The sequence below is a fragment of the Pyruvatibacter sp. HU-CL02332 genome (assembly GCF_040362765.1).
GTDB lineage: Bacteria > Pseudomonadota > Alphaproteobacteria > CGMCC-115125 > CGMCC-115125 > Pyruvatibacter.
In genome coordinates this window covers 1,965,656-1,991,539 of the sequence record NZ_BAABWK010000001.1, presented here as the reverse complement: position 1 = coordinate 1,991,539, position 25,884 = coordinate 1,965,656, and the positions used below count along the sequence as shown (strand labels likewise).

Below are 25,884 nucleotides of genomic sequence, written 5' to 3'. Positions count from 1 at the left end.
CTCAGCAATTGAAATCTGACTTTGGGAGGAAGTGCTCATGAGCGCTCAACAATTCATTGCGCGTACGATGATGCGCCTGCCCGCTGGCATTTTGCGATCCATGTCAAAAGGTGCGGTGCTCAGCGTTGATGGACGTGAGATTGACCCCGGTGTCGGCTTCTTGACAGCGCAGGCGGGCAAAGGCCCCGGCGTCCATACTTTGCCGGTTGCTGATGGGCGGGCTGCGACCCGCGCTGGCTTTAGCATGATGAATGCGCCGCGCTCCAAGGATGTGGGCGTAACCGACCTTTCGATTCCTGGACCCGGTGGCAGCCTGCGTGCGCGGCACTATTGGCCAATCAACGGTAAAACCAATGACGCCCTCATGGTGTATTTTCACATGGGCGGTTGTGTCATTGGCGACATGGACACCTGCGATCACTTTTGCTCGTTGATCGCCGCTGAAACCGGTGCTGGTGTGATCTCTGTCGACTACAGAATGGCGCCTGAGGATGTGTTCCCTGCCGCAGCCGAAGATGCGATTGCGGCCTTCAAGTGGGTGCGAGACAACGCAGCCCAGTTCTCGGGGACCGCTGAACGTGTGGCTGTTGGCGGCGACAGCGCCGGCGGGCATTTGGCAACCATCGTCGCCCAGGAGATGAAGCGTCGCGGCGAGACAGGCCCGTGCCTGCAGGTGCTGATCTATCCGTGGGTAGACATGACTGACGAAGCGGGGTCCATGCAGAGCTGTGGAGATTGCATACCGCTCAACACCGCAACCATGCGCTGGTTTGAGAGCCTGTACATGCCCGAAGGCGCCGACAAGACCGCTCCGATGGCAAGCCCTGGTCTGGTGGAAGATCTGAGCGGTTTGCCCAAAGCGCTTGTCTACACAGCCGGGTTCGACCCACTTCGCGATCAGGGTGAGGCCTATGCCCGGCGGCTTGAAGAAGCCGGTGTGCAAGTCACGTTCCGCGAGTATGGAGATCTTCCCCATGGCTACACAGCCATGAGCGGTGTCTCCAAGCGGGCCAAAGATGCGAACCTGGAAATCGTCAGCGACATTGCTGCTGCACTCTAGTCGTTCAGCTTCCTATCGATACTGCTTATGCGAGGTACTGCTATGAAGGCTGTGCGGGTAAACGCGCTGTCGGAAGACATCACTGACGTTGTGATCGAAGACATTGATCTACCGACACCTGGCGACGGCGAAGTGCAAATTCGTATTCGTGCGTGCGCGGTCAATTTTCCTGACCTGCTGATGGTACAGGGAAAATATCAGTTCAAGCCGCCCATGCCGTTCACGCCGGGCATGGAGGCAGCCGGAGATGTGGTTGCAGTTGGCTCTGGTGTCGAGACTTTCAGCGTCGGCGATAAAGTCGTCGCGGGCCTTCGGACCGGCGGCATGGCCGAGATGGCAAACACGCAAGCAAGCGGGTGCCGTCCGATGCCTGCTGCCATGTCCTACGAAGAAGCAGCCGGGTACACCACGGCATACCTCACAGCCTATGTGTCTTTGGTTCGCCGGGGTCACCTTGAAGCTGGTGAAGCGTTGCTGGTGCATGGCGCAGCCGGTGGTGTTGGCATGGCGGCTGTGGATCTGGGTAAGCAGATGGGTGCCACAGTCATTGCGACGGCAAGCTCCCAGGAGAAACTCGACATCCTCAAGACGCGCGGCGCGGACCACGTCATCAATGTAAATGACGGCTTCAAGGACAAGGTGAAAGAACTGACCGGCGGTCAGGGAGCGGATGTCATCTATGACCCAGTAGGTGGCGATGTGTTTGATGAAAGCGTTCGCTGCATTGCCTGGGGTGGTCGCTTGTTAGTGATTGGATTTGCAAGTGGTCGGATTCCGGATGTTTCCGTAAATATGCCGCTTATCAAAGGATTCTCCGTGGTTGGCGTTCGAGCGGGCGAATATGGTCGCCGCGACCCGGCCAAAGGGGCCCAAAACATTGCTGCGATTGATGAAATGGCCACTGCGGGCACAATTCGGCCATATGTTTGCGCGACTTTTTCACTGAATCAGGCTGCCGAAGCGATGTGTCAGTTGCGTGACAGGCGCGTCATCGGCAAAGTGGTGGTTACGCCGTAAGTGTTACGGCGTGTATTTTTTGAAACAGGGGGCCGCGGCTTTCATACAAGGGGAAAACCCGTAAAGAGAGCCGGGGTTTATATGCATGATCAAACAGACTCTTACTTTGACAGCAGCCGCTGCCCTTGCACTGGGCCTTGCCGCTTGTGACTCAGGCACTGGCGATGAAGAAGGTGCAGGCAGCGCGCTTGGCGATGCCATGGAAAGCGCAACCGATGCTGTGACGGGCGCTGCAGAAAGCGCTGCTGACGCCGCATCTGACGCTGCCGACGCGACAATGGAAGCTGCAAGCGATGCCGCTGACGCAACCGTGGAAGCCGCAAGTGACGCAGCTGACGCAACCGTCGATGCTGCAAGCGATGCCGCTTCAAGCGCTGCCGAAGTAGCCACAGATGCTGCTGAAGCAACAGGTGACGCGGTTACTGAGGCCGTTGATGCAACTGCAGACGCCGTGAATGACGCTGTCGACTCAGTTGCTGGTACAGGTGAAGACGCTGCAGAAGCTGCGGCAGACGCAACGGACGCTGCTGAAGGCGCCGCCGATGCTGCCTCGGACGCTTCCGACGCAATGGACGCTGCTCCGTCAGCTGACGAAGCTGCTGCTGCTGCGGAAGACGCCGCGACTGAAGCCGCCTCTGACGCTGCATCTGATGCCATGGAAGAAGTCAAAGAAGCTGCCGAAGACGCCGCAGCTGACGCCATGGAAGATGCCAAGGAAGCAATGCCGGCAGCTGCCAACTAGGCAACCCGCATTCTCAAAATGAAGGCCCGGACGAGAAATCGTTCGGGCCTTTCTTTTATCTCCTCTACGTACAGCATCTACAACCCTGTACTACTTATGGGTTTATTTGCTTATACTCCCGTCGTTGCCGTTCGCAACTTCAGGGGGTGCTTATGCCTGACGGAACGTCTCGCAATGGGCCCGAAGCAGCACTAGCAAAACAAGACGGCCCGCCGCTTGGCAAAATCCTCGTCGATGCAGGTGTGATCAGCGCCGGGCAACTCGAGCAGGCCCTCGAGGCAGCGACCCGTTGGGGCGTACCTCTGGGACAGGCTGTCCTGGCCCTTGGGTTCAGCAAGCCCCTTGATCTTTACTCGTCCCTTGCAGCCCATCTCCAGCTACCATTTGTTGATGTGCTTGAAACACCGCCCCCCGCTGCTGTGTTTGATGCAACATTTCTGGATTTCTATCTAGCTGCAGAAGTCATCCCGATTGGCATGGACGATAGTTCCGGTTTCCAGCGGACGGTACTTGCAACACCTGACCCGCTAAATGCAGCGCGGGACATTGCATGGCGACGCGCGTCGGGACTGCCGGCACCAGGGGGGGAGTTTGCCTTCGCCATAACGCCTCGGCTGGATGTTCTGTGGACGCTACAGGCGCAGTTTGGCGATCAGATACAGCACACAGCACAGCTGGCACTGGACGAAACCGACCCGGCCCTATCAGCAAAAAGCCCGACAACCTGGCGCCAACGCCTATGGGGAAGCGCCATCGTCGGTAGCATTGCACTTGGCGCCTTCCTCAATCCATACGCCACATTTGCCGTGCTCAATTTTCTGCTCGGTCTGTTCTTTCTCGCGGTGCTGATATTGCGGGCGGCATCGATCCCCATTGGCGTCGCCGCCCGAAATGCCAGACGTCCAATCGATCAGCTCCCGGAAGACTCAGATCTGCCGATCTACACCATCATTGTGCCGCTCTACAAAGAAGCGAGCGTGCTGCCGCTTCTGGCTCAGGCGCTGAGGAAGCTCGACTACCCACGGGCCAAGCTGGACATCAAGCTGGTACTGGAAGGCGACGACACAGAGACAATCGACACAGCCAAAACGCTAGGTCTTGAAAGCTATGTGGAGTTCATTCGGGTGCCGGAAAGTTCGCCGCGCACAAAACCCAAAGCCTGCAACTACGCTCTGCAGTTCGCCCGTGGTGAGTATCTGGTGATTTTTGATGCGGAAGATCAGCCGGATCCTCTGCAACTCAAAAAGGCCGTGGCGATGTTCGCAACATGCGACGACACCATCGCGTGCCTGCAGGCGCCGCTCACCTATTTCAATGCGTCTGAAAACTGGCTGACGCGACAGTTCACCATAGAGTTCAACATGTGGTTCGACCTGCTGTTGCCGACTGTTGAAAAACTGGGCATGCCGATTCCGCTTGGCGGCACATCCACCCACTTTCGAATGAAGGCCCTGCGGGATGTTGGGGCCTGGGACCCCTACAACGTTACCGAAGACGCAGACCTTGGCATTCGACTGGCCCAGAAGGGATATCGCTGCGCCATTCTGGATTCGGTCACCTATGAAGAAGCCAATTGCGAGATGGGCAACTGGCTTCGACAACGGTCACGGTGGCTGAAGGGCTACGCCCAGACGTGGCTGGTGCATATGCGCAGGCCCGTCGACCTGTTTCGCAAACTGGGGCCGATGGGGTTTTTGGGATTTCAGTTGCTGATTGGCGGATCGATAATCTCTGCCCTCATGCATCCGCTTGTCTGGATGTTTGCCGTAGCAGGCATCGCGTTCAACGGGTCGGCGCTCGCCTACTTCACCTCACCGGACGTGCCGACACTATTGGTCCTGTTCAACGGCATTTTGCTGGGTGGTGGTTACATCGTGTCCGTCTGCGCGGGCATCGCTGCCGTTCAGCACCGTGACGCGCAACATCTGGTGCCGCATACATTCTTGATGGTGTTCTACTGGCCCCTTCTCTCGATGGGGGCCTATCTGGCCCTATGGCAGCTCTTTACGCGGCCGTCCTATTGGGAAAAGACCCACCACGCCATAAGCAAGGCCAGCCGCGCACAACTGGCGCAGCTGGCCCATCGTCGTAAGGATTCAGAGCCCTAGTAGAGACCAAGGTTCTGCAAGGTTGACGGTCCAGCGACACCATCCTGCTTGATACCTTCGGCGGCCTGGAACTCGTCCACGGCCTCCTCAAGATCATCGGTGTACTTGCCGTCGATGGGTCCCGACCAGAAGCCCTTGTCGGTCAACGCGGTCTGCAGGCGTTCAACCTCAAGACCTTCATCGCCCACCTGCAACTGGTAGCCGGACCGCTTGCCCGACTTTGCCTGATAGAGCCGTTGCTTGCTGCTCTTGAGATAAGCGCTGCGTTCAGCTGGGGCTGCTGCAACGCTCATCTGTTCACGCTCAACGTTGAGAGCTTCAAGCTTAGCGCTCAGGCGGCCATCGTCCATGTCGGCTGCCTGCGTTTCCACGCGGGCGGACAGCTCTTCAAGCAGACCGTCAGCACGGGCCGTGTCACCTGCTTCGTAGGCGGCGACAGCTGCAAGTTGGGTGCGTTCTGCATCAAACAGGGCTGCTTCCACCACAACGTCTTCGTTGCGGGCCTTGTTGACGGCAGATGCGTCAGAGCTGGTCTTGATTGAAAGCGGAACGACTGTGACCTGCTCTTCGCCCGAGCGCGCATCAGTGTAAGCCATTTCCAGATCGCCAAGCGCGATGCTGGCGGCATCCGTGCCGGCGACATCAACCTTCAACATGATGCGCTGCGTTTCACCGGCAAACATGTCACCGACCGACACATCTTCCGGCGTGTCGCTTTCAAGTGAAATGACATCAATGCTGGTGATGGCACCTGATCCGTTCAGGCGCAGCTTGATATCCCGCGCCGTGGTGCGCACCAGCGTTGAGAGTTCTTCTTCAAAGATGCGGGCGATCTGTGAGGGATGTTCCACATAGTGGTAGTTGCCGGCGCCATTCTCCGCGATGGCCTGCATCAGGTTTTCGTCATAGTCGAGACCAAGACCAATTGAGGAAATACGCACACCATCACGACGTGCGCCACGCACTTCGCGGGCAATGTCATAGGGATCCGTAATACCCTGATTGGCCAGGCCGTCAGAGAGGAGAACCACACGGTTCAACTCGGAACGGTTGAAGTGCTTCAGGACTTCTTCCACGCCGCGCATCATGCCGCCGGTGAGGTTGGTGCTACCGCGAGACGTAAGACTGTCAATTCGGCGATGGATTTCGCGGGCGTTTTCAACAGGGGCCGATGGCCACAGCACGTTGATGCGATCGTCATACTCCACTATCGCCACCCGGTCACGGGGATCCAGAAGGTCGACCATCAGCTTGGCGGCGCGCTTGGCGTATTCAAGCTTGCCCTTGTCTTCCATGGAGCCGGAGCGGTCCAGCACCAGCGCCAGATTGACCGGCGGACGGTCCTGCGTCCCCGGCCATGCTTCGCGGGGCGAATGAACCTCGATCATCAAATGAATGGTGGTGCTCTCGCCGCGCTTGATGAGTGGCTGGTCATAGCTGACCTTTGTATCAAGTGCGGCAGTGTCGAGCGCGTCTACCTCAGCCTTGGCCGTGCTGGAAAAGGCGCCGACGGCAAGCATCAGCGCAAAACCGAGCGCTGCAATAAAACCGGCACGCGCGAGGCGGCCATCAAATTTAAGGGTCTGCATGTGATCCCTCCCCTGGGACATCGATCAATGCACGCAGATATCGCGCCTGTTTGCGGCTACGGGCGGGAGGGATTGTGGCAATTGGAAGGTGATTTGCAGGCCTTATTCGGACCGGCGATCACAAGACGGGGATGAGCTGACGTTATGACGTGACGGTCTGTTTGCGTTCTGCTGCAGCATCATAGGTCTCTCGGGCGGCATCAATCGTAACCAGGTTTTCGAGCGCCCATTGGCCCAATGCGTTTACAGGCTCGCGAAAGGACTCGCCCATTGCGGTCAGATTATATTCCACCTTGGGTGGGATCGTTGGGTGGTAGGTCCGATTGACAAGCCCGTCGCGCTCCAACTCGCGCAACGTGCGGCTCAACATCCGCTGGGAGATGCCCAGATTCCGTTTCAGCTCATTGAAGCGCAGCGTTCCGTACTGAGCCAGTGAGATGATGACCAGAACGCTCCAACGATCTCCAACGCGCGTCAGGACCTCATTGATGCGTTTGCAGTTGGGGCATTGTTGCGTTGCAGACCCTGAGACAGCCATGTTGGTTCCCTTCGTGTAACCGAGGCTCAACACTGTGCCTTCTTGCGTGAACCCTTGGTTCTCAATATATCGTCAGTTACAAAAGTATACCACCCACTTCAAATTCTGACGACAGGACCCACCACATGACCCAGAAGACTCTCAGCGACCTTTTGAACTGGCGGTACGCCACAAAGAAAATGGACCCGGCCAAGGCCGTGCCGCAGGAAAAAGTTGATGCCATTCTGGAAGCGGTCCGCATGGCACCGACGTCGAGCGGCACTCAGCCGTTCGAGGTGATTGTCGTCAAAAATCCGGATGTTCTGGCAGACATCCGCAAGGCCGCCAGCGACCAGTCACCTATTACCGATGGGTCACATCTTTTGGTGTTTGCTGCGTGGGACAATTACACGAACGAGCGCATCGATGACGTCACGAAACTGAATGTGGAAGCGCGTGGCGAAATACCGTTGATTCACGACTACTACGGCAACCTGAAAGCCAACTATGTGCCGCGCGACGCGGAGGTCAACTACGCCCATGCGGCGCGCCAGGCCTATATCGCACTGGGTTTCGCGCTGATTGCTGCCGCGGATCAGGAAGTCGACAGCACGCCGATGGAAGGTTTTGACCCAGATACGGTCGACAAGATTTTGGGTCTGAGAGAGCGGGGCTTGCGCTCAGTTGTTCTTTTGCCGCTGGGGTATCGTGATCCAACAGGTGACTGGCTTTTGCAGATGCCGAAAGTCCGCAAGGCGCACGAAACTCTGATTACGCACGTCGACTAACGCCGTTCGTCAAAGAGATCAGACACAAAAGCAAACAGGGTGTGATTGCGCAGGTTCTGCACTGCAATCACACCCTTTGGCTCTTGGTTCTGCCAAAGTCGGCAGGCACCCAAAACTCGAGCAATGATGTTGTGCGAAGATCTGGAGCGGGTGAAGAGAATCGAACTCTCGTCGTCAGCTTGGGAAGCTGCTGCTCTACCATTGAGCTACACCCGCATACGCACCCTCTAAGCGCGGACGCGGACGTTAGTCCAACACATGGCGGACTGACAAGAAAGAACACCCGGCAAGATCAGGCAAAAAGCCAGATGAGCAGCCATGGCAAAAGCAGCGCTGTGGCAATGCCATTCACGCCCATAGCCACGCCGGAGAACGTTCCGGTCTCCTCGCTCTCCTGAAACGCGCGTGCCGTGCCGATACCATGCGCTGCCGTGCCCAGCGCCACGCCATGGGCTTGCGCGTCCTTGATGCCCAGACGGTTGAGCAGCCACGGGCCGATGATCGCTCCAATAACACCTGTGACAATAACAATGGCAGCCGCCAGCAAGGGCAGACCATGTGTGGTCTGGGCGATACCCATGGCGATGGGTGTCGTGACGGACTTGGGCGCCAAAGAAAGCAGGGTCTGGGTTTCCGCGCCCAGCGCCCATGCGGTGACAAGAGCTGTGGATACAGCCGTGACCGACCCGGCGCCGATTGCCAGAAACAAAGGGCCTGCAGCGGCACGCACTTTGGGCCAGTTTCGAAACAGCGGTATCGCCAGTGCGACCGTTGCCGGTCCCAGAAGCGCCAAAAGCCAAGCGCCACCTTCCTGATAGACCGCGTGCGGTGTGTCTGTTGCCAGCATCGCCAGGATGACGGGAACGGAGGCGACCAGAACAGGATTGGCAAGTGGGTGGCCATTCACGCGGCGGGCAAATGCCAAGGCCCCCAAGTAAGCGACGATGGTGATGGCAAGCCAGATGAGTGCGCTCACAATGCACCGCCTGTTCGTTTTTTGGCCCAGACGAACACGACGCCAGCCACCACAAGGCCGGCAAGGGTGCTGACGACAATGGCGATCATCAAAGGTCCGCCATCGCGGGCGAGCAATCCCAGATGCGCCATGAGACCCACGCCAGCGGGTACGAAGAAGAGATTGAGATGGCGCAGAAGCAAATCAGACAATCTGCCCAGACCGTCCGGCACACCGCCCCCGAGGGCCAGAGCCACAAGCATCAAAATGAGGCCCGCAACCGCGCCGGGCACCGGGATGCCCATACCCTGCATGAAGGCCGTGCCGACAAGCTGCGCCGTCACGAGCGCGACAGCACCGCCGAGCAATGCCACAGCAAGCCGCATCACGCCGGTGACCCACCAGCCTTGAAGTGTTTGGAAAGCTTCAGACCCTGACGCTGATAGTTGGAGCCCAGATCCTGTCCGTAAAGCGCGTCCGGCCGGCTTGCCATGTGCTCGTAGACAAGACGGCCAATGGTCTGGCCGTGTTCCAGAATGAACGGCACTTCGTGGCTGCGCACTTCCAGCACGGCACGGGCACCGGCGCCATGGGCCTCCGCCGCGCCAAAGCCCGGATCAAAGAAACCCGCATAGTGAACCCGGAACTCACCTACCAGCGGGTCATAGGGCACCATTTCGGCGGCGTAGTCTGCTGGTATCTGAACTGCTTCACGACTGGCGAGAATGTAAAACTCATCCGGGTCCAGAATAATGCGGGCGTCACCGCGTACATGGACGGGATCCCAGTAGTCGAGCACGTCATAGGCCCCGACCCTGTCCACATCGACAAGGCCTGAATGACGTTTGGCGCGGTAGCCGATGAGGCCGGTCTCATCATCGCCGCGCAGATCGACGCTCAAGGTAATGCCGCGGGCATCATTTGTCGGCGCGACACCTGCGTCGGATGTCCCTGTGATGAGACCTGCTTCCGCCTGTAGCTGCCGCATGTCTTCCGGTGCCACGGCGGCGTCACCGCGACGCAGCCGCAGCTGCGACAGGCGGGAACCGGTGCGTACAAGAATGGAGAACGTCCGTGGACTGATTTCTGCGTAGAGCGGCCCCTCGTAGCCTGCCGGTATCTGATCAAACTCGACGCCGCCGTCGACGATGACACGGGTGAAGACATCAAGGCGGCCCGTTGAGCTTTTCGGGTTTGCTGCTGCGGTGAGCGTGTCCGGCAGGGCGAGGCTCTCCAGCAGGGGCACGAGATAAACGCAGCCGGTCTCCAGGACGGCGCCTTCACGCAGATCAATTTCGTGCAGCTTGAGGCTCTTAAGCTTGTGGGACACTGGTTCGCCGTGGCCCGGCAGGAAGCTGGCGCGGACGCGATAGGCCTTTTCGCCCAGCCGCAGATCAAGGCTGGCGGGCTGAATCTGCTTGTCTGCGGGGGGCTGATTGGCGCGGATCACACCCGCCTGCCACAGGGCGGCGATTTCTGCGGCGGGCAGAATACCGTCTCGCTGGTCGTCAAGGATGCCGGTATTTGGCGCATTTTGGGCAGCAGCAGTCATTGTCGGAATATCTTTCGCATTCAGATTGGACCGCATCATAGACCGATTCAGGCCTGCTTGACCCTATCTGCACGTCGGCGTATGACTCGCTTCGTCTGAGGGGCCCATCGGGGCCGTTCATGGCACCCGTGGTGATTTGAGCCGACCGGCTTGCGGCCACGTTAAACAACAGCGCTAAAAGGTCGGACGGGCGCCCCCCGGCCTTTTGTGTTTTTTGATCTGCCTGTTGGCGGATGCGAAAACAGGCCGGGTTTTCTTTTGGGCGTTTGAAGGAGAAGGCCCCATGGGCGAGCCAACAAACGATAGCAAGAACAGCACAGTGTCAGACCGCAAGCTGCGTCCACAGACCGAAATGGTGCATGGCGGGACCCAGCGGTCCCCCTTCGGCGAAACCTCCGAAGCAATGTACCTTACCTCCGGCTATGTCTATGACAGTGCCGAGCAGGCGGAAGCCCGCTTCAAGGGCGAGAATGACGGCTTTATCTATTCCCGCTTCTCCAATCCAACGGTCCAGATGTTTGAAGAGCGCATGATTGCGCTTGAAGGTGCTGAGGCTGCCCGCGCAACCGCAACAGGCATGGCAGCTGTGACCGCCTCCATGCTGTGTCAGCTTAGCGCCGGCGACCATGTGGTTGCTGCCCGGGCGCTGTTTGGCTCATGCCGCTACATTGTTGAAGAACTGCTGCCGCGCTTTGGCGTGGAAAGCACTTTGGTGGATGGCTGCGATCTTAACCAATGGCGTGAGGCGCGCCGGCCGAACACAAAAGTGTTCTTTCTCGAAACACCCACCAATCCCACTTTGGACATTATCGACCTGAAAGCGGTTGCTGACATTGCCCATGATGCGGGCGCGCGGCTGGTGGTGGACAATGTTTTTGCCACGCCGGTTTTGCAAAAACCCATGGAATTTGGCGCAGATGTAGTGGTTTATTCCGCCACGAAGCACATTGACGGTCAGGGCCGCTGCCTTGGCGGGGTGGTTCTGGGATCTGACGAATTCGTCACTGACCATCTGGCAAACTTCTTGCGGCAGACGGGGCCGGCGCTGAGCCCTTTCAACGCCTGGGTTATGCTTAAGAGCCTGGAGACACTGGATTTGCGGGTCCAACGCCACTGTGAAAATGCGATAGCCGTTGCCGATTTTCTCGGTGCGCAGGAGAAGATTGCCCGGGTGATCTATCCTGGACGTTCTGACCATCCGCAGCACAATCTGGCGGCCGCACAGATGAAATTGCCCGGCAACATGATTGCTTTTGAGGTTAAGGGCGGTAAGGAAGCAGCCTTCCGGCTGGCAAACCAGCTGGGCGTGATCAAGATCAGTAACAATCTTGGGGACGCCAAAAGCCTCATCACGCACCCGGCGACAACGACACATCAGCGGCTGACACCTGAAGCCCGCGCAGAACTTGGCATCTCAGATGCAATGCTGAGACTATCTGTGGGCCTCGAAGACGCTGCGGACCTGACAGATGATATTGGTTTCGGGCTGGATGCAGCCTGAGGCCGATTGCAGTAGATTAGTTTTATAAGGACGCGCTCAAGTATGGCGGACCCGATTTTCATGGAATTCGCTCAGGCGGACATGGATGGTGACATGATTGAAGACGATTTCTTCTATGATGCGCTGACCCGCAACATCCGCGTGCGGGTGCGTCCGGTCTATCTTGATGATCAGTCTGAACCATCCGAGGACCACTATGTGTGGGCCTATGAGGTGGAGATTGAAAATGAGGGTGGCGAAAGCGTTCAGCTGCAGGACCGCTACTGGCGCATCACCGATGCGCTTGGTCGCGTGCAGGAAGTACGCGGGGATGGCGTTGTCGGCGAACAACCGGTGATCGAACCCGGTGAGTGTTTCGAGTACACCTCCGGTGCACCGCTCCCAACGCCGTCAGGCATCATGAGCGGCACATACGGCATGTTGTCAGGTGGCGGAGAACGCTTCGACGTCACCATTCCGGCGTTCTCACTTGATAGCCCGCACGACTTCAAGAGCGTCAACTAGCGTAGTTTACCTCTGGCGCTCTACACTCACCCCACTGATTGATTCACCCGTGATGCCAATAGGGGAGCATGCCCTTGGCGTTGTTTGACGCGCGGCCAATACTTCTGGTGGTGGGCATTTTGCTCGTGACGCTTGGCATCGCGATGGTGTTGCCAGCGCTTTACGATGCGGCTGTCTCCAATCCGGATTGGCGGGTGTTTCTGGCGTCGGCCGTTGTCACCACTTTCTTTGGCGTCACATTTGCCCTGATGAACTGGGGCAGCGCCGGCGACATGACCCTCAAGCAGGCCTTTGTGCTGGTGCCGGCCGTGTGGATGTCATTGGTCGTCTTCGGTGCTCTGCCCTTTGCCTTCTCCGAGCTCAACCTGTCCTACACGGACGCTTTTTTTGAAAGCATGTCCGGGCTGACGACCACCGGATCCACCATCATTGTCGGGCTCGATGCGGTTCCGCCGGGACTATTGCTCTGGCGATCTTTGCTGCAATGGCTCGGCGGCATCGGGATCATTGTTATGGCCGTGAGCATTCTGCCGATCCTGCAGGTCGGTGGTATGCAGCTGTTTAAGGTGGAGGCGTTTGATACGCCTGAGAAAGTGTTGCCCAGTGCAGCCGGCCTCGCAGGCACCATCACCACTGTGTATGTGATTTTTACGGTTGTGACCGCGTTTGCCCTTTGGGCTGCGGGCATGAATTTTTTTGACGGTATCAATCATGCGATGACGACCATTGCCACCGGGGGCTATTCGACCCGTGACGCATCGGTTGGCCACTTCGACAGCGCCCTCATCCACTACATCATTATCGCGGGCATGATTGCAGGCAGCCTGCCGTTCGTTCTGTATATCCAGGCGTTTCGCGGCAAGGCCATGCCGTTCCTGCAGGATACGCAGGTGCGGGTGTTCCTGAGCCTGCTCGCGATTGCGACCCTTGCGATGATTATTTATCAGATCACGCGCGGCATAGAGGGGACCCTGGAAGCGCAAGTTCGCTATGCCGCGTTCAACGTTGTTTCCGTGATGACGGGCACAGGATATGCCACGCAGGATTATGGTGCGTGGGGCCCCTTCGCAATTGCACTGTTTTTTACGCTGATGTTTATCGGTGGGTGCTCGGGTTCCACGTCATGTGGCCTCAAAATTTTCCGCGTGCAGGTGATTGCTGCCACCTGCATGAGCCATTTGCGCCGGATGATCTATCCGCACGGGATTTTCATTCCCCATTACAATCGCAGGGCGATCCCTGAAAGCGTCTCTGCATCAGTGATGAGTTTTTTCTTTCTGTACATCGCGTGCTTCGGCGGACTCGCATTGCTGCTGACCTTTTCAGGGCTTGAACCGCTGACGGCTCTATCGTCAGCCGCCACATCCATTGCCAATGTTGGCCCGGGGCTTGGACCTGAAGTCGGTCCCTCAGCCAACTTTTCAGGTATTCCGGATACGGCCAAATGGCTGATGGCACTGGGTATGCTCATCGGTCGCCTTGAGCTGTTCACGGTGCTCATTCTCTTTTCGCGCATTTTTTGGCGGTCATAGTCCCCCTTTCCCACACTTTTGCCTGTACAGGCGGCGTGTTTCCCCTAGTCTTTCTGTCAGAACAACGGGAGCTGGCCGCTCAATGAGCCAGGCTTTCGATACACAGGGAACGAATTTGGGGAGGGTGTCCTATGGACAGCTTTGTGACCGGTGCGACCGGTTTTATCGGTCGGCATCTGCTGGAAAATCTTCTGGCCCGTAAAGGCAAGATCTATGTGCTGGTGCGGTCTGGCTCCAAGGCCAAGATCAAAAGCCTGATTGACGATCTGTCAGAAAAAACACCCAACGCTGCAGACCGGATTGTTCCGGTCACGGGCGATCTTGGCAAAGCCAAGCTCGGTGTCTCTGCCAAGCAGATTGCTGCCCTTCGCGGCAAGATCGGCAACGTCTTCCACCTTGCTGCGATCTATGACATCGCCAACGAAGATGCAGACAGCCAGATCAAGGCCAATGTTGAAGGCACCAACAATGCGGTGACCTTTGCTGAAGCTGTCAAAGCAAAGTGCTTCCACCACACAAGCTCCATCGCCGCGGCTGGTCTGTTCAATGGCTATTGGCGCGAAGACATGTATGAGGAATGGGAGGAAAACGAACACCCCTATTTCCGCACCAAGCACGACTCTGAGAAGGTCGTGCGTGAAAACTGCACGATCCCTTATCGGATTTATCGTCCCGGCATTGTTGTCGGGCACAGCAAGACCGGCTTCATCGACAAGATTGATGGCCCCTACTTCTTCTTCAAGATGCTGCAGCGTTTGCGCAATGCCCTGCCCCGCTGGCTGTCTCTGGTGGGCCTTGAAGGCGGATATATGAACATTGTGCCGGTGGACTATGTGGCGAATGCCATGGACCACATTGCACATAAGACCGGCCTGAACGGGAAAACATTCCATCTCACCAACCCGGACGGGATGCGTGTGGGTGATGTGCTCAACACGTTTGCACGCGCGGGACATGGTCCTGAATTTGCCATGCGTATTGATGCGGGGATTTTTGGTTTCATCCCGAAAGCTGTTCGTGACGGCATCAAGAATCTGCCGCCGGTGCGCACCATCTCTGATGGTGTTCTGGCAGACTTCGGCATTCCGCGTGCGACGATGAAGTTTTTCAACTATCCCACCAAGTTCGATAACCGGGATACGGCAGCAGCCCTCAAGGGGTCTGGCATCAAATGCCCTGAACTTGAATCCTATGCGCCGGTGCTTTGGGACTATTGGGAACGGAACCTTGATCCGTCACTGTTCCAGGACCGCACGCTCTCAGGCGCTGTCAAAGACAAGGTCGTGATTGTTACAGGTGCCACATCAGGCATCGGACTTGCGGTCGCTGAGAAGCTGGTAGCCGCAGGCGCGACGACGGTGATTGCTGCACGTACAGCCGAGACATTGGCTGAAACGAAAGTGCACCTTCAAAAGAAGGGCAAAGGCAAAGTCCACGCCTACACGCTGGATGCTGCAGAGATTGAAGACTGCGACAAATTCGTGAAGAAGGTGATCGACGATCTGGGACGGGCTGATGTTCTGGTCAACAACGCCGGTCGCTCAATCCGCCGGTCTGTGTCGCTGTCCTATGACCGCTTCCATGACTTTGAGCGCACCATGCAGCTGAACTACTTTGGTGCGTTGCGTCTCATCATGGGCTTCCTGCCGCATATGGTGAACCAGAACAACGGACACATCATCAACATCCTGTCGATTGGTGTGCAGGCAAACCAGCCACGCTTCTCCGCCTATGTGGCATCAAAGTCCGCGCTTGGGGCGTTCTCCTCATGTGCGGCGCCTGAGTACCAGCACAACAATATCAATTTCACCAATGTGTACATGCCGCTGGTCCGTACACCGATGATCGCACCTACGAAGATGTATGACCACGTGCCAACATTGTCTCCGGAAGATGCCGCTAACCTCATTTGCCGGGCGATTGTTGAAAAGCCCACGAGTGTCAGTACGCGTCTTGGTACATTCGCGCAGGTGGCGTGGGCGTTGGCACCCAAGGCCATGAACACGATCTTCAACACGACGTACCGGCTGTTTCCCGATTCAAATGCTGCCAAGGGTGGCAAGCCGGGCGACAAGGCGCAGCCGAAAGTCAGCAACGAAGCCGTGGCGCTGGCAGCGCTTACCCGCGGCATTCACTGGTAGGCCTCACTTATCCTGGTCGGGCGGTTACTCGCCCGGCCGGGGGATGCGGCGAACATTGTCACGTTCAGCAATGCGGGCGTCTGCTTCGTCCATGGCCTCGGCATCAATATCGATGATGCGGGGCGAGCGCTTGCGCCCGAAGAGTGCGCGGGCGTCTTCCTGAATACCCAGAATGGCCGGCACGACGAGAAGCACCAGGAAGGTTGCGGTCGCCAGACCAAAGGCCAGAGTAATTGCCATGGGCAACAGAAATTGTGCCTGCAGACTGGTTTCAAACAGAAGGGGCGTGAGCCCACCGACGGTTGTCAATGAGGTGAGCAACACCGCGCGCAAGCGGTCCTGTACCCCATTGATCACAGCGTCGCGCACGTTCATGCCTTCATCGAGCCTGTTGTCGATCTGATCCACGAGAATGATCGAGTCATTCACCAGAATGCCCGCAAGGCCAAGCAGAGCGACGAAGCTCAGGATGGTGAGGTCAAAGCCCATGACCAGATGGCCGAGCACAGCACCCACAAGACCGAACGGAATAATAGACATCACCACGATGGGGCGCGCATAGCTTGCGAAGACCCACGCAAGGATGATGTAGATCGCAATCAAGGCAATGAGCGTGCCTGCACCTAGGTCAGCAAAGGCTGCTCCCTGTTCTTCGGCACGGCCTGCAAACTCAAACTGCAGATTGTACTTGGCCGCAATGTCAGCAAGACCCTGCTCCGGCAAGGCGCGAATGATGGCATTTGAGTCGGCTGCCAGCGCATCAACTTCAGCAGCGATGGACACAAACCTTTTGCCATCTTCCCTGCGCAGTCGGGAGAAGCCGGATTGCTCGCGGATGGAGACAACTTCTGTAAGCGGTACTTCGCGGCCCTGATCGGTGCGCAGGAACAAGTCTTCAAGCGCTCGGGATTTTTCTACGTCGGGCAGCTGGACGCGGATCGTTACTTCCTCGTCATCCCGAGCAAATCGTTTTGAGATGGATCCCTCAAAGGAGTTACGCACCTGACGGCCAACGGTTTCTGTTGTGAAGCCAAGCGCAGCACCACGTGGATTAACTTCGAGGATCAGTTCCTGTTTGCCGTAAGGCAGATCATCTTCAATGTCTGACACACCATCAAAGGTCGCCAGCAGATCGCGGACTTCAAGTGCGGCTGCTTTCAACTCTCGCGGATCACCGCCGGTAAGGCGCACATCAAGATCGCGCCCGGGAGGGCCACCGCGCCGCTCCTTGAGGGCAATGCGCTCCACGCCAGGAATGACAGGCAGCTCCGCGCGCCATGCCGCCACAAGGTCGCGGGTTCGGATGCTGCGAAGTTCGGATGCAACCAACTCAACTTGAAGGCTGCCCTGGTTATCACCCGTGGTTGCACTGAAGGATCCACCGGTCTCGCCAATGGTGCCGTAAGACATCTGCACAAGAACACCGTCTTCGCCTGCAAGCTGCAGGACAGCGCGCTCCAGCGCGGCGTCAATCTGCTCGATGGCATCCTGCGTGGTTTCGCGCGGCGTACCCGGGGCAAAAATGACATTGGCATCCACCGTCTCGCCCTCTGGGGAGGGGAAGAACTGGAATCCAACGCGGCCTGTCTGCATTAACCCGATACAGATGATGAAGGCTGCCGCTGCAATGGCCAGCGTCGTATAGCGCATGTCAAAAGACACAGCGACAATCCGCCGAAACGGTCCATCGCGGAAGCGGGCAAAATGGGCGTTGAACCAAGCGTGGAACCGGCTCTGCTTCATGCTGCCTTCAAGGGCGTGATGCATATGGCCGGGCAGAACCAAAAAGCACTCAACCAGACTGGCGACCATGACGGCCATAACAACCAACGGCATGGCGCGAAGGATCTGTCCGATGATGTCACCGATCAGAAGAATTGGCGCGAAGGCGGCCACCGTCGTGAGGATGGCGGCGAACACCGGGCCGAACATGCGCTTGCCACCAAGATAGGCAGCAACCGCAGGCGGATGTCCCTGCTCGCGCAACGTCGTTGCATGCTCGCCGACCACGATGGCGTCATCGACGATGATGCCAATTGTCATGATGAGCGCGAACAACGAGATCATGTTGATCGACTGACCAGTTGCCAGCATGACGGCCAGCGTGGCCATCATGGCGACCGGAATGCCGGCTGACACCCAGAATGCGACACGGGCGTTGAGGAAGACAAAGAGGATGGCCAACACGAGGAGAAGCCCACCAACGCCGTTCTTGACCAGCAGCATGATCCGGTCGAACACCAGATCAGCCTGAACGTTGAACATCTCGACCTTGAGGGTCGGCGGCAAGGTGGAGGTCAGGCCTGCGAGGGCCTTTTCCACATTCGCCTGTACGTCCAGTGTGTCAGCGGTCATCGCGCGCTGGATATCAAGCTGCATGGCCAGCTGACCGCCGCGCAGACCCGTCGACTGACTTTCGTCAAACCCATCGCGAATGTCGGCGATATCCTGCAGGCGTACTTTTTCACCACCTGCAAGCGACTTGATTTCGATGGCACCCAGAGAGGTTGGATCTGTTGCAAGCCCCATGGAGCGTAGCTGCTTTTCCTGCGCGCCTTCGAGCGTGCCCGACGGCAAATCCTGACTGACCTGACGGATGCGCGCAGACACATCTGCGACCGACAGATCAAGCCGACGCAGGTTGGCAGCGGACACCTCAACAATCAGTTCAGGGTCACGCACGCCCTTCATGACAACCCGGTCCACACCGGAGTTCAGAAGTTCGTCACGGATGTCTTTTGCGTAAGCGCGCAGGGCGCTTTCAGTGAAAGGGCCGGAAATGGCGAGAGCAGCGACAGACTCATAAAAGATGAAGCGGCTGATGACAGCACGCTCGCTGTCCTGGGGCAGCGTGGTGACGCTTGAGACAGCCTGCTCGATATCAGCCTGCGCTTTTTGCATGTCAGCACCGCTGGCAAACTCGACGACAATTTGCGCTACGCCTTCGCGCGCATAGCTATCTACACTGTCCACGCCATCGAGAAACCTCACCTCAGGCTCAATCGCCTCAATGATATTGCCTTCGACGTCTTCGGCGCTGGCACCGGGCCATGCAATGACGACCGAGATTGTTGGGATCTCGGTCCGCGGAAAAAACTGTGTGTTGAGCTGGGTCAGCGCGTACAGGCCAGCCACCACCAGCATGCCCATCAGCAGATTGGCCGCATTGCGATGCACCACAAAGAAACCAAGGATGCCGCGCGGGCGATCAGCTGCCGCTATGGAGCGATAGGGATCGGTTTGATCGTCGTCGGAAAAATCATCGCGCCCTGACATGACTAGCGCTCCTCAACACGAACGCCGGGTCCTGCTTCGGCAAATCGCGTCGCCAGGACTTTTTCTCCCGGTACCAGGTTGCCGCTGACCAGAATACCGTCTGACGTACGTGCAGCGACTTCAATCTCGCGGGCCTCAAGTCGGCCTTCTGCAATCACATAGACACGATTGCTTTCGTACAGCGCTGTTTCGGGCAGTTGCGCCACCTGTTCGTAGCGGGTGTCTGGAAGTCGGACCTCTACAAACGCACCAGGGCGCAATGGTGTATCTGTGCCCTTGGTTTCAAGGCGGGCGAAGGCTTCGACACCGCCGGAAGCTGCCGATATCTCGGCACCGACCCGCTCGATGGTCGCATCATATTCAATCTGTCGATTGCCTACACGCCACAGCACTTTGGCCGGCCGCCCGGTGACGTTGCCTTCTGCTGCAATGATGCGGCCATATTGCGCGTCGGACAGAGTGAAGGCAACTTCAAGCCGGTCTGCGTCTGTTAAATCCGCCAGTTTGTCGTTGAGGCTTACCCGCTTGCCGCGTTCTGCAGACACGTCGCCAACAAAGCCGGTGAATGGCGAGACGACGCGCGTGTTGTTGAGATCACGTTCGGCACGGCGCAGACCAACCTCAAGGCGCGAGATAGTTGCCTGCTGCTGCTCAACACGCGAGTTTTCGACAGCTACATTGCTGACGCGCTGGTCAACAGCGGCTTCCTGCTGGCTCACGGCAAGGCGGCGGTCGTCCACTGTCTTTTGGGAAATGTTGCCCCCCTTGGCAAGGCGGATGGCCCGGCTCAAATCCCGCTGGCGAATGGTGAGTTGCTGGCGTGCACTTACGAGTGCCTGGCCCTCAAGCACGGCGCGCGCCTTGATCTCCGCAAGGCGGGCACGGCCTTCGTCAAGCTGAGCTGTCGCTTCGTCACGGGCGGCTTCGTAGTCGAAGGGATCAATCAGGACGAGCAGATCATCTGCCTTGATGATGCCGCCTTCCTGGAAATTCTCACCAGTTTCGAGAATTTCACCCGCAACGAGGGCGCGCAGTTCAACCTTGCGGCCCGGCACGATCTCACCAAATACCTGCAGCTCAGGCTGAATATCGGCAAACTCAACTGTAGAGGCATTCACTGTCCAGATGCGCTCTTCAGGCGCTTCGGGCACGACTTCTGGCTGGGTAATGCGCAGGAGTGCAAACGCGGCGATTGCGCCACCAAGAATGAGCAGCGGCAAAAAGCGACGCCACCAGGGACGATAAGGCTCGTCGCCGGGCAAAGCAGGTGCGCTATCGCGCCCATATTGGCGGGAGCCGCGCTCTTCATCCTCGTAGCGATCAAGCATCAATTGCCTTTCGGGCGGTATGTGATGGCCCCATAGTGACCCGTGGTCGATGAACGGTGCCACAACAGATCATGAATGGCTGGTCAGCATCGCAAACCTCGCGAGGCAAAAGACCCTAGATGATATACGGTCCACATGTGTGAACCGGATTGCTTTGTGTCAAACGGTCACATCGGGCTGAATCCGTCGGATTTTTTCCTAAGTCACCATGAATACTGAGTTTTTGAGTTTCCGGAGCCTCTATCCCCATGCCTGATAATGTTTCCTATGCGGCCCCTGACCTGCTCGCGAAGCTGATTTCGTTCGATACGACCAGCCATTTGAGCAATCTGGCCCTGACAGACTTCATTACAGGCCTGATGGACGCACACGGCATGACCTACGAGTTGCTGCCCAATGAGGACGGCACAAAGGCCAATCTGTACGGCACAATCGGGGGTGACGGGCCGGGCGGGATCGTGCTCTCGGGACACACGGACGTTGTGCCGGTCGCTGATCAGGACTGGACGACAGATCCTTTCACCATGGATGTGCGTGATGCCCGTTACTACGGGCGCGGGGCATGTGACATGAAGGGGTTTATTGCCTGCGCACTGTCACAGCTTCCCAAACTGGCCGCAGCCGACCTGAAACGTCCCGTCCATTTTGCCTTTTCCTATGACGAAGAAATCGGCTGTCTTGGCGTGCGCCCGATGATTGCGCACATTGCGAAGCACCTGCCCAAGCCCGATCTGGTCATCGTGGGTGAGCCAACAGATATGGCCGTGGTGGATGCGCACAAGGCCATTCGGTCCTTTCGTGTTGAAGTGACTGGTCTGGAGTTTCACTCCAGCCAGACCGACAAGGGTGTGAACTCGATCATTGCTGCTGCCCGGATGATTTCCCATCTGGCTGAGATTGCCGAAGAGATGCGTCAACGCGGAGATGCGACGGGTCGTTTTTCACCGCCCTACACCACACTGTCAGTGGGCCGCATAGGTGGTGGCACCGCCACAAACATCGTCCCGCGCCATTGCTGGTTTGCGTTCGAGCACCGGACCTTGCCGGGGCAGGACGAAGACGAGATCAGTCATCGGCTGATGGACTATGCCCGCCGCGACCTGCTGCCCGACATGCAGAAGGTCTATCCTGACGCAGACATCACAATTGAAACGCTTGCGCAGGCGCCGGGGCTGAAAGCCAGTGAAGAAGCCTCGCCGCTGGAAACCGCCGTGATGATGCTGGCGGGCACCAATGACCGACAGGCTGTGTCCTATGCGACCGAAGCAGGGCTGTTTCAGGATGTTGGTATTCCAACGCTTGTGTGCGGACCAGGAAGCATTCAGCAGGCGCATAAGCCCGATGAGTGGGTGACCCAGGCACAGCTTGAAGCATGTGATGATTTTCTATCGCGGCTGGTGGACTACATCAGCGCTTGATGACGAAACCCAACTCAGCATTGAGACCGTTTTCAAGCGCGCTGTTGAGGGATGCTGCGATCTCTTCCATCAACGCGAAATAGACCCGATCACGCTCATTGATGCTGGCGCTTTCAAGTATCTTTCGGCTGCCAACAACTTTCACGCTGACGCTGCCGATGCGTCCGGCCACCGGGTCCACAACCTCAACATCAACGGCGGCTGCGGCATCAATCTGGGTATCCGCTTCATCGCGGAACAGGCCACCGACACCCTCTTCCACTTTCAGGGCCGTTCGCGTTACAGCGCCGTCCTGCAGGATGACGCGCAGCACCGTGCCATCCTTTGCACCGGCGCCGCCGGGTGACGCCTTGAGGCGGTCACGGGTCCACGCGCGCACAATGTCGGGCGGGCTGTTGGCATTGCGATGACCGATATGCGGCGGTGTACCGGGCTGCCGCCATGGCTCAACCAGTTCGACAGAGGCCACATCCAAAGCGAGCGGTGTCTTGTGCGCAAAGGTGATGGTTGCAGCCACAGGGCCGGAAGGTGGGGGCGGTGATGAATTGGCGCACGCAGCCATAAACCCGACCGCCAGCAGAACGCCAAGCGCCCTAGCTGCCTTTGAACTCGTCCGGATCAAAGTTGTATGTGCTGCTGCAAAACTCACATCGCACCTCTATGCGGCCATCATCTGTGTGCATGTCGGCCATTTCTTCAGAGCCGAATCCTTCAAGCACGCCCTTAATGTAATCCTGAGAGCACCTGCATGAGAAGCTTAGCGGGTGCGGCGGAAAAGCCCGCACGCCATCCTCATGATACAGCCGGTACAGCAACTGTTCAGACGCCAGAGCCGGATCAACAAGCTCATGATCCTCAACAGTTTCCATAAGGATTTTGGCGCGATTCCAGTTCTCGTCTTCGGCTGTGTCCTGTGTCGCTGCGCTGCCGTCGGGTGCATCGCCGGGATCCAGATCACGGACAAAGCCGCCATCTTCGGGCATCTGCTGGATCATGATGCCGCCTCCACGCCAGCCACCGTCAGCGGTGCCGCTTGCATCACGCTCGAAGGACTGAGCCACAACCAGTTTGATCAGCGTCGGCAGTTGCTCTGAGCGACGGAAGTAATCTTCGCCACAGGCCGCGATGGAGTCGCCTTCAAGCGGAACAACGCCCTGATAGGAGTTGCGACCGGGGCCCTGATCAATCGTGAGGGCCATGCTGCCCTTGCCGGTTAGTTGCTCAAGGGTTGGTGTTTCCGTGCCCAGAGCAGCAACGGCGTCTGCATCAAAATGGGCATAGCCGCGCAGGCCACCGTCCTTGGTCATGTCTGCAACCAGCAGGTCGACCGGTCCATCACTTGAGGTCTGGACCGTGAAGCGGCCTTCCAACTTCAGCGCCGTGCCCAGCATGGACGCAAGCAGCAGCGTTTCAGCGACCAGTCGCGATACCGCAGGAGGATAATCATGACGACCGAGAATGTCAGAGATGACCGGCCCCGTGCGCGCAAGACGGCCACGCACGCTCATGCCTTCAATGGCGAACGGCAGAACCACGTCGTCTGTGGCGTCTACCACCACATTTGTTGCGGGTGCGTCGGAGGACACAGGTGTTGTCTGGTCCATGATCAGTCCAGACACCAGGCAAGAATGCCCTTTTGGGCATGCAGTCGGTTTTCAGCTTCATCAAAGATGACTGACTGCGGACCGTCGATTACATCGGATGTAACTTCCTCGCCGCGATGAGCGGGCAAGCAATGCAGGAAGATGGCGTCGTCATTGGCTGCACCCATGACAGATGCACTCACCTGATAGGGAGCCAACAGGTTGTGACGGCGCTCTGCTTCCTTGTCGCCCATGGAGACCCAAGTGTCGGTGACAATGGCATCAACATTTTCAGCAGCTTCATGGGCATCATTGACCAGGCGCACCTTGCCGCCAGCGGCAACAGCATCTTCGATGCATTGCGCAGGCGGGGCCAGCTCCGGTGGGCAGGCCAGCATGAGTTCAAAATCAAAGCGGTGTGTGGCTTCGATCCATGACCGGGCCATGTTGTTGCCATCCCCAATCCACGCCACGCGCTTGCCAGTGATGGGGCCGCGATGCTCTTCAAAGGTCATGACATCGGCCATCAACTGACAGGGGTGACCATCATCTGACAGGCCATTGATGACAGGCACAGAAGCGTGGTCGGCCAACTCCTGCATCTTCGCATGATCGTCAGTTCGCAGCATGATGATGTCGACATAGCGTGACAGGACGCGTGCAGTATCTGCAACGGTTTCGCCACGCCCAAGCTGCATCTCACCACCATTGAGCAGAAGCGTTTCACCACCCAGCTGCCGCATGCCCACGTCAAACGAAACACGGGTGCGCGTGGATGGCTTTTCGAAGATCATCGCCAGCAGATAACCTTCAAGCGGTTTGTCCGCATCCTGACGGCCCTTGGGCCAACCGGCACGCGCCTTCTTGGCGGCATGCGAGCGGTCCAGGATGCTGCGCAGCGCTGACTTGTCCAGCGTGTTGAGATCGATGAAATTCTTGTGTGTCATGACGCAGACACCTCTTCCTGGCCTGCGGTGCTCTTAGGGGAGAGCTCAGCGCAAACGGCTTCTATGCGAGCAACGGCATCCATTGCTTCGTCTTCTGAAATGATGAGTGGCGGCAGCAGACGCACGACGTTATCGCCTGCTGCAACGGTGAGCAGGCCTTTGTCCATGAAGGCCTTCTGCAGCTCGGTGTTTGGCTTGACGCATTTGAGACCAAGCATCAGGCCGCGCCCGCGCACGGATCCAATAACGTCGGGGTATTCATCTGCCAGCATGGCCAGCCCCTGAGACAATCGCCCGGAGACACGGCGGACGTGCTCAAGAAATTCAGGCTTCGAGACTTCATCAATCACGGCACCGCCAACGGCCACAGCCAGCGGGTTACCGCCATAGGTGGAGCCATGCGTACCCGGTGTCATGCCTTTGGCGGCTTCCGCCGTCGCAAGGCATGCGCCTAGTGGAAAACCACCGCCGATACCTTTTGCGGAGGCCATGATGTCCGGCTCAATTCCCATGTCCTGATAGGCATACAGGTGCCCGGTACGGCCGACACCGCTTTGCACTTCGTCCAGCACGAGGAGCAGACCGTGTTCGTCAGCCAATGCCCGCAGCTGGCGCATGAAGTCCTTTGATGCTTCGCAGATGCCCCCTTCACCCTGAATGGGCTCGATCAAGAAGCCGGCGGTGTTGTCCGTTATAGCGGCCTTGACCGCGGCAATATCGTTCAACGGAACCTGCACGAAGCCGGGCGTCACAGGACCAAAGCCCTCGAGATATTTTTCCTGACCACCTGCAGCGATGGTGGCAAGGGTCCGACCGTGGAACGCGCCCTCGAAGGTGATGAGTTCGAACCGTTCAGGATGTCCGGAGACCGCATGATACTTGCGGGCCATCTTGATGGAGGCCTCAAGCGCTTCCGCCCCGGAATTCGCAAAGAACACTGTGTCGGCAAAAGTCAGGCTGATCAGTTTTTCGGCAAGCGCCGTCTGGCCCTCCACCTGATACAGGTTTGAGACATGCCAGACCTTGTTGGCCTGCTCAGTCAGCGCTTCAACCAGTTTGGGGTGGGCATGGCCAAGGGCATTCACCGCGACACCTGCACCGAAATCCAGATATCGGTCGCCATTGGTGGCGACAAGCCACGCGCCCTCCCCTCGCTCAAACGCTATGTCAGCGCGGGCGTATGTCGGGAGTACGGGACTAATAGCGGTATCTGCGGCGTGCGGGGCCACGGTTTCATCCTTCGGCAAAAATCGACTGTTTCAAACGCACACGGCCCCGAAATACACGGGGCCGGACGTCGCTTGGGTTCACCTGGCCCTGAAAATG

General features: G+C 58.0%; 21 protein-coding genes, 1 tRNA gene and 1 riboswitch. Of the genes, 10 read left to right on the top strand and 12 right to left on the bottom strand.

Annotated elements, in window-relative coordinates:
• Positions 1-37 precede the first annotated feature (37 nt).
• The 4 genes from ABXH05_RS09445 to ABXH05_RS09430 all read left to right on the top strand — a co-directional run bounded on the left by ABXH05_RS09445 (position 38) and on the right by ABXH05_RS09430 (position 4,927).
• Positions 38-1,060 (top strand): alpha/beta hydrolase, encoded by a 1,023-nt coding sequence (locus ABXH05_RS09445; RefSeq protein WP_353560779.1) that lies wholly within the window; start codon positions 38-40, stop codon positions 1,058-1,060.
• Between the two features lie 27 nt (positions 1,061-1,087).
• Positions 1,088-2,077, top strand: coding sequence for an NADPH:quinone oxidoreductase family protein (locus ABXH05_RS09440; RefSeq protein ID WP_353560778.1), 990 nt, complete (start codon positions 1,088-1,090; stop codon positions 2,075-2,077).
• 85 nt (positions 2,078-2,162) lie between these two features.
• Positions 2,163-2,819: a hypothetical protein gene (locus ABXH05_RS09435; protein WP_353560777.1), complete on the top strand. Its 657-nt coding sequence runs from the start codon at positions 2,163-2,165 to the stop codon at positions 2,817-2,819.
• Positions 2,820-2,971: 152 nt separating this feature from the next.
• A complete protein-coding gene (locus ABXH05_RS09430; protein ID WP_353560776.1) occupies positions 2,972-4,927 on the top strand; it encodes a glycosyltransferase family 2 protein in 1,956 nt (651 codons plus the stop codon).
• Here ABXH05_RS09430 and ABXH05_RS09425 read toward each other — a convergent pair.
• A complete protein-coding gene (locus ABXH05_RS09425) occupies positions 4,924-6,516 on the bottom strand; it encodes a VWA domain-containing protein (protein ID WP_353560775.1) in 1,593 nt (530 codons plus the stop codon). The genes ABXH05_RS09430 and ABXH05_RS09425 overlap by 4 nt on opposite strands.
• 142 nt (positions 6,517-6,658) lie before the next feature.
• Positions 6,659-7,054, bottom strand: coding sequence for a winged helix-turn-helix transcriptional regulator (locus ABXH05_RS09420; RefSeq protein WP_348137058.1), 396 nt, complete (start codon positions 7,052-7,054; stop codon positions 6,659-6,661).
• A 125-nt stretch (positions 7,055-7,179) separates the two neighbouring features.
• Between ABXH05_RS09420 and ABXH05_RS09415 the strand changes: the two genes are divergently transcribed.
• Positions 7,180-7,821, top strand: coding sequence for an NAD(P)H-dependent oxidoreductase (locus ABXH05_RS09415; protein ID WP_353560774.1), 642 nt, complete (start codon positions 7,180-7,182; stop codon positions 7,819-7,821).
• 142 nt (positions 7,822-7,963) lie between these two features.
• Here the strand turns inward: ABXH05_RS09415 and ABXH05_RS09410 are convergent.
• The 4 genes from ABXH05_RS09410 to ABXH05_RS09395 form a co-directional block, all read right to left on the bottom strand.
• Positions 7,964-8,037: transfer RNA gene (locus ABXH05_RS09410), tRNA-Gly, on the bottom strand.
• A 76-nt stretch (positions 8,038-8,113) separates the two neighbouring features.
• A complete protein-coding gene (locus tag ABXH05_RS09405; RefSeq protein ID WP_353560773.1) occupies positions 8,114-8,797 on the bottom strand; it encodes an LrgB family protein in 684 nt (227 codons plus the stop codon).
• A complete protein-coding gene (locus ABXH05_RS09400) occupies positions 8,794-9,162 on the bottom strand; it encodes a CidA/LrgA family protein (protein WP_348137052.1) in 369 nt (122 codons plus the stop codon). Before ABXH05_RS09400 ends, ABXH05_RS09405 begins: the two co-directional genes overlap by 4 nt.
• Positions 9,162-10,328 carry a 2'-deoxycytidine 5'-triphosphate deaminase gene (locus ABXH05_RS09395; protein ID WP_353560772.1) on the bottom strand — a complete coding sequence of 389 codons (1,167 nt, stop codon included), beginning with the start codon at positions 10,326-10,328 and terminating at the stop codon, positions 9,162-9,164. Before ABXH05_RS09395 ends, ABXH05_RS09400 begins: the two co-directional genes overlap by 1 nt.
• Before the next feature lie 118 nt (positions 10,329-10,446).
• A riboswitch (SAM riboswitch) is annotated at positions 10,447-10,526 on the top strand.
• 85 nt (positions 10,527-10,611) lie between these two features.
• On the opposite strand from ABXH05_RS09395, the gene ABXH05_RS09390 reads away from it, so the two are divergent.
• From ABXH05_RS09390 to ABXH05_RS09375, 4 genes are all read left to right on the top strand, one after another.
• Positions 10,612-11,829 carry an O-succinylhomoserine sulfhydrylase gene (locus tag ABXH05_RS09390; protein ID WP_353560771.1) on the top strand — a complete coding sequence of 406 codons (1,218 nt, stop codon included), beginning with the start codon at positions 10,612-10,614 and terminating at the stop codon, positions 11,827-11,829.
• A gap of 93 nt (positions 11,830-11,922) precedes the next feature.
• Complete coding sequence (gene apaG / locus ABXH05_RS09385; RefSeq protein ID WP_348137607.1) at positions 11,923-12,333, top strand: Co2+/Mg2+ efflux facilitator ApaG/CorD; 411 nt, start codon at positions 11,923-11,925, stop codon at positions 12,331-12,333.
• Between the two features lie 74 nt (positions 12,334-12,407).
• Positions 12,408-13,865 (top strand): TrkH family potassium uptake protein, encoded by a 1,458-nt coding sequence (locus ABXH05_RS09380; protein WP_353560770.1) that lies wholly within the window; start codon positions 12,408-12,410, stop codon positions 13,863-13,865.
• Between the two features lie 131 nt (positions 13,866-13,996).
• The gene (locus tag ABXH05_RS09375; RefSeq protein WP_353560769.1) at positions 13,997-16,006 is read left to right on the top strand and encodes an SDR family oxidoreductase; all 2,010 of its coding nucleotides are present in this window, start codon (positions 13,997-13,999) and stop codon (positions 16,004-16,006) included.
• A gap of 24 nt (positions 16,007-16,030) precedes the next feature.
• Here the strand turns inward: ABXH05_RS09375 and ABXH05_RS09370 are convergent, their stop codons facing one another.
• Positions 16,031-19,282, bottom strand: coding sequence for an efflux RND transporter permease subunit (locus tag ABXH05_RS09370; protein WP_353560768.1), 3,252 nt, complete (start codon positions 19,280-19,282; stop codon positions 16,031-16,033).
• A gap of 2 nt (positions 19,283-19,284) precedes the next feature.
• Positions 19,285-20,610 (bottom strand): efflux RND transporter periplasmic adaptor subunit, encoded by a 1,326-nt coding sequence (locus ABXH05_RS09365; protein ID WP_353560767.1) that lies wholly within the window; start codon positions 20,608-20,610, stop codon positions 19,285-19,287.
• Positions 20,611-20,858: 248 nt separating this feature from the next.
• On the opposite strand from ABXH05_RS09365, the gene argE reads away from it, so the two are divergent.
• Positions 20,859-22,028 (top strand): acetylornithine deacetylase, encoded by a 1,170-nt coding sequence (gene argE / locus ABXH05_RS09360; protein ID WP_353560766.1) that lies wholly within the window; start codon positions 20,859-20,861, stop codon positions 22,026-22,028.
• Here the strand turns inward: argE and ABXH05_RS09355 are convergent.
• The 4 genes from ABXH05_RS09355 to ABXH05_RS09340 are packed head-to-tail and all read right to left on the bottom strand — an operon-like array spanning position 22,018 to position 25,787.
• On the bottom strand, positions 22,018-22,590 hold the full coding sequence (locus ABXH05_RS09355) for a hypothetical protein (RefSeq protein ID WP_353560765.1): 573 nt from the start codon (positions 22,588-22,590) through the stop codon (positions 22,018-22,020). The genes argE and ABXH05_RS09355 overlap by 11 nt on opposite strands.
• Positions 22,591-22,621: 31 nt before the next feature.
• Positions 22,622-23,632 carry an Hsp33 family molecular chaperone gene (locus ABXH05_RS09350; protein ID WP_353560764.1) on the bottom strand — a complete coding sequence of 337 codons (1,011 nt, stop codon included), beginning with the start codon at positions 23,630-23,632 and terminating at the stop codon, positions 22,622-22,624.
• Between the two features lie 2 nt (positions 23,633-23,634).
• Positions 23,635-24,558 (bottom strand): ornithine carbamoyltransferase, encoded by a 924-nt coding sequence (gene argF / locus ABXH05_RS09345; protein ID WP_353560763.1) that lies wholly within the window; start codon positions 24,556-24,558, stop codon positions 23,635-23,637.
• The gene (locus ABXH05_RS09340; RefSeq protein ID WP_353560762.1) at positions 24,555-25,787 is read right to left on the bottom strand and encodes an aspartate aminotransferase family protein; all 1,233 of its coding nucleotides are present in this window, start codon (positions 25,785-25,787) and stop codon (positions 24,555-24,557) included. Before ABXH05_RS09340 ends, argF begins: the two co-directional genes overlap by 4 nt.
• Positions 25,788-25,884 lie beyond the last annotated feature (97 nt).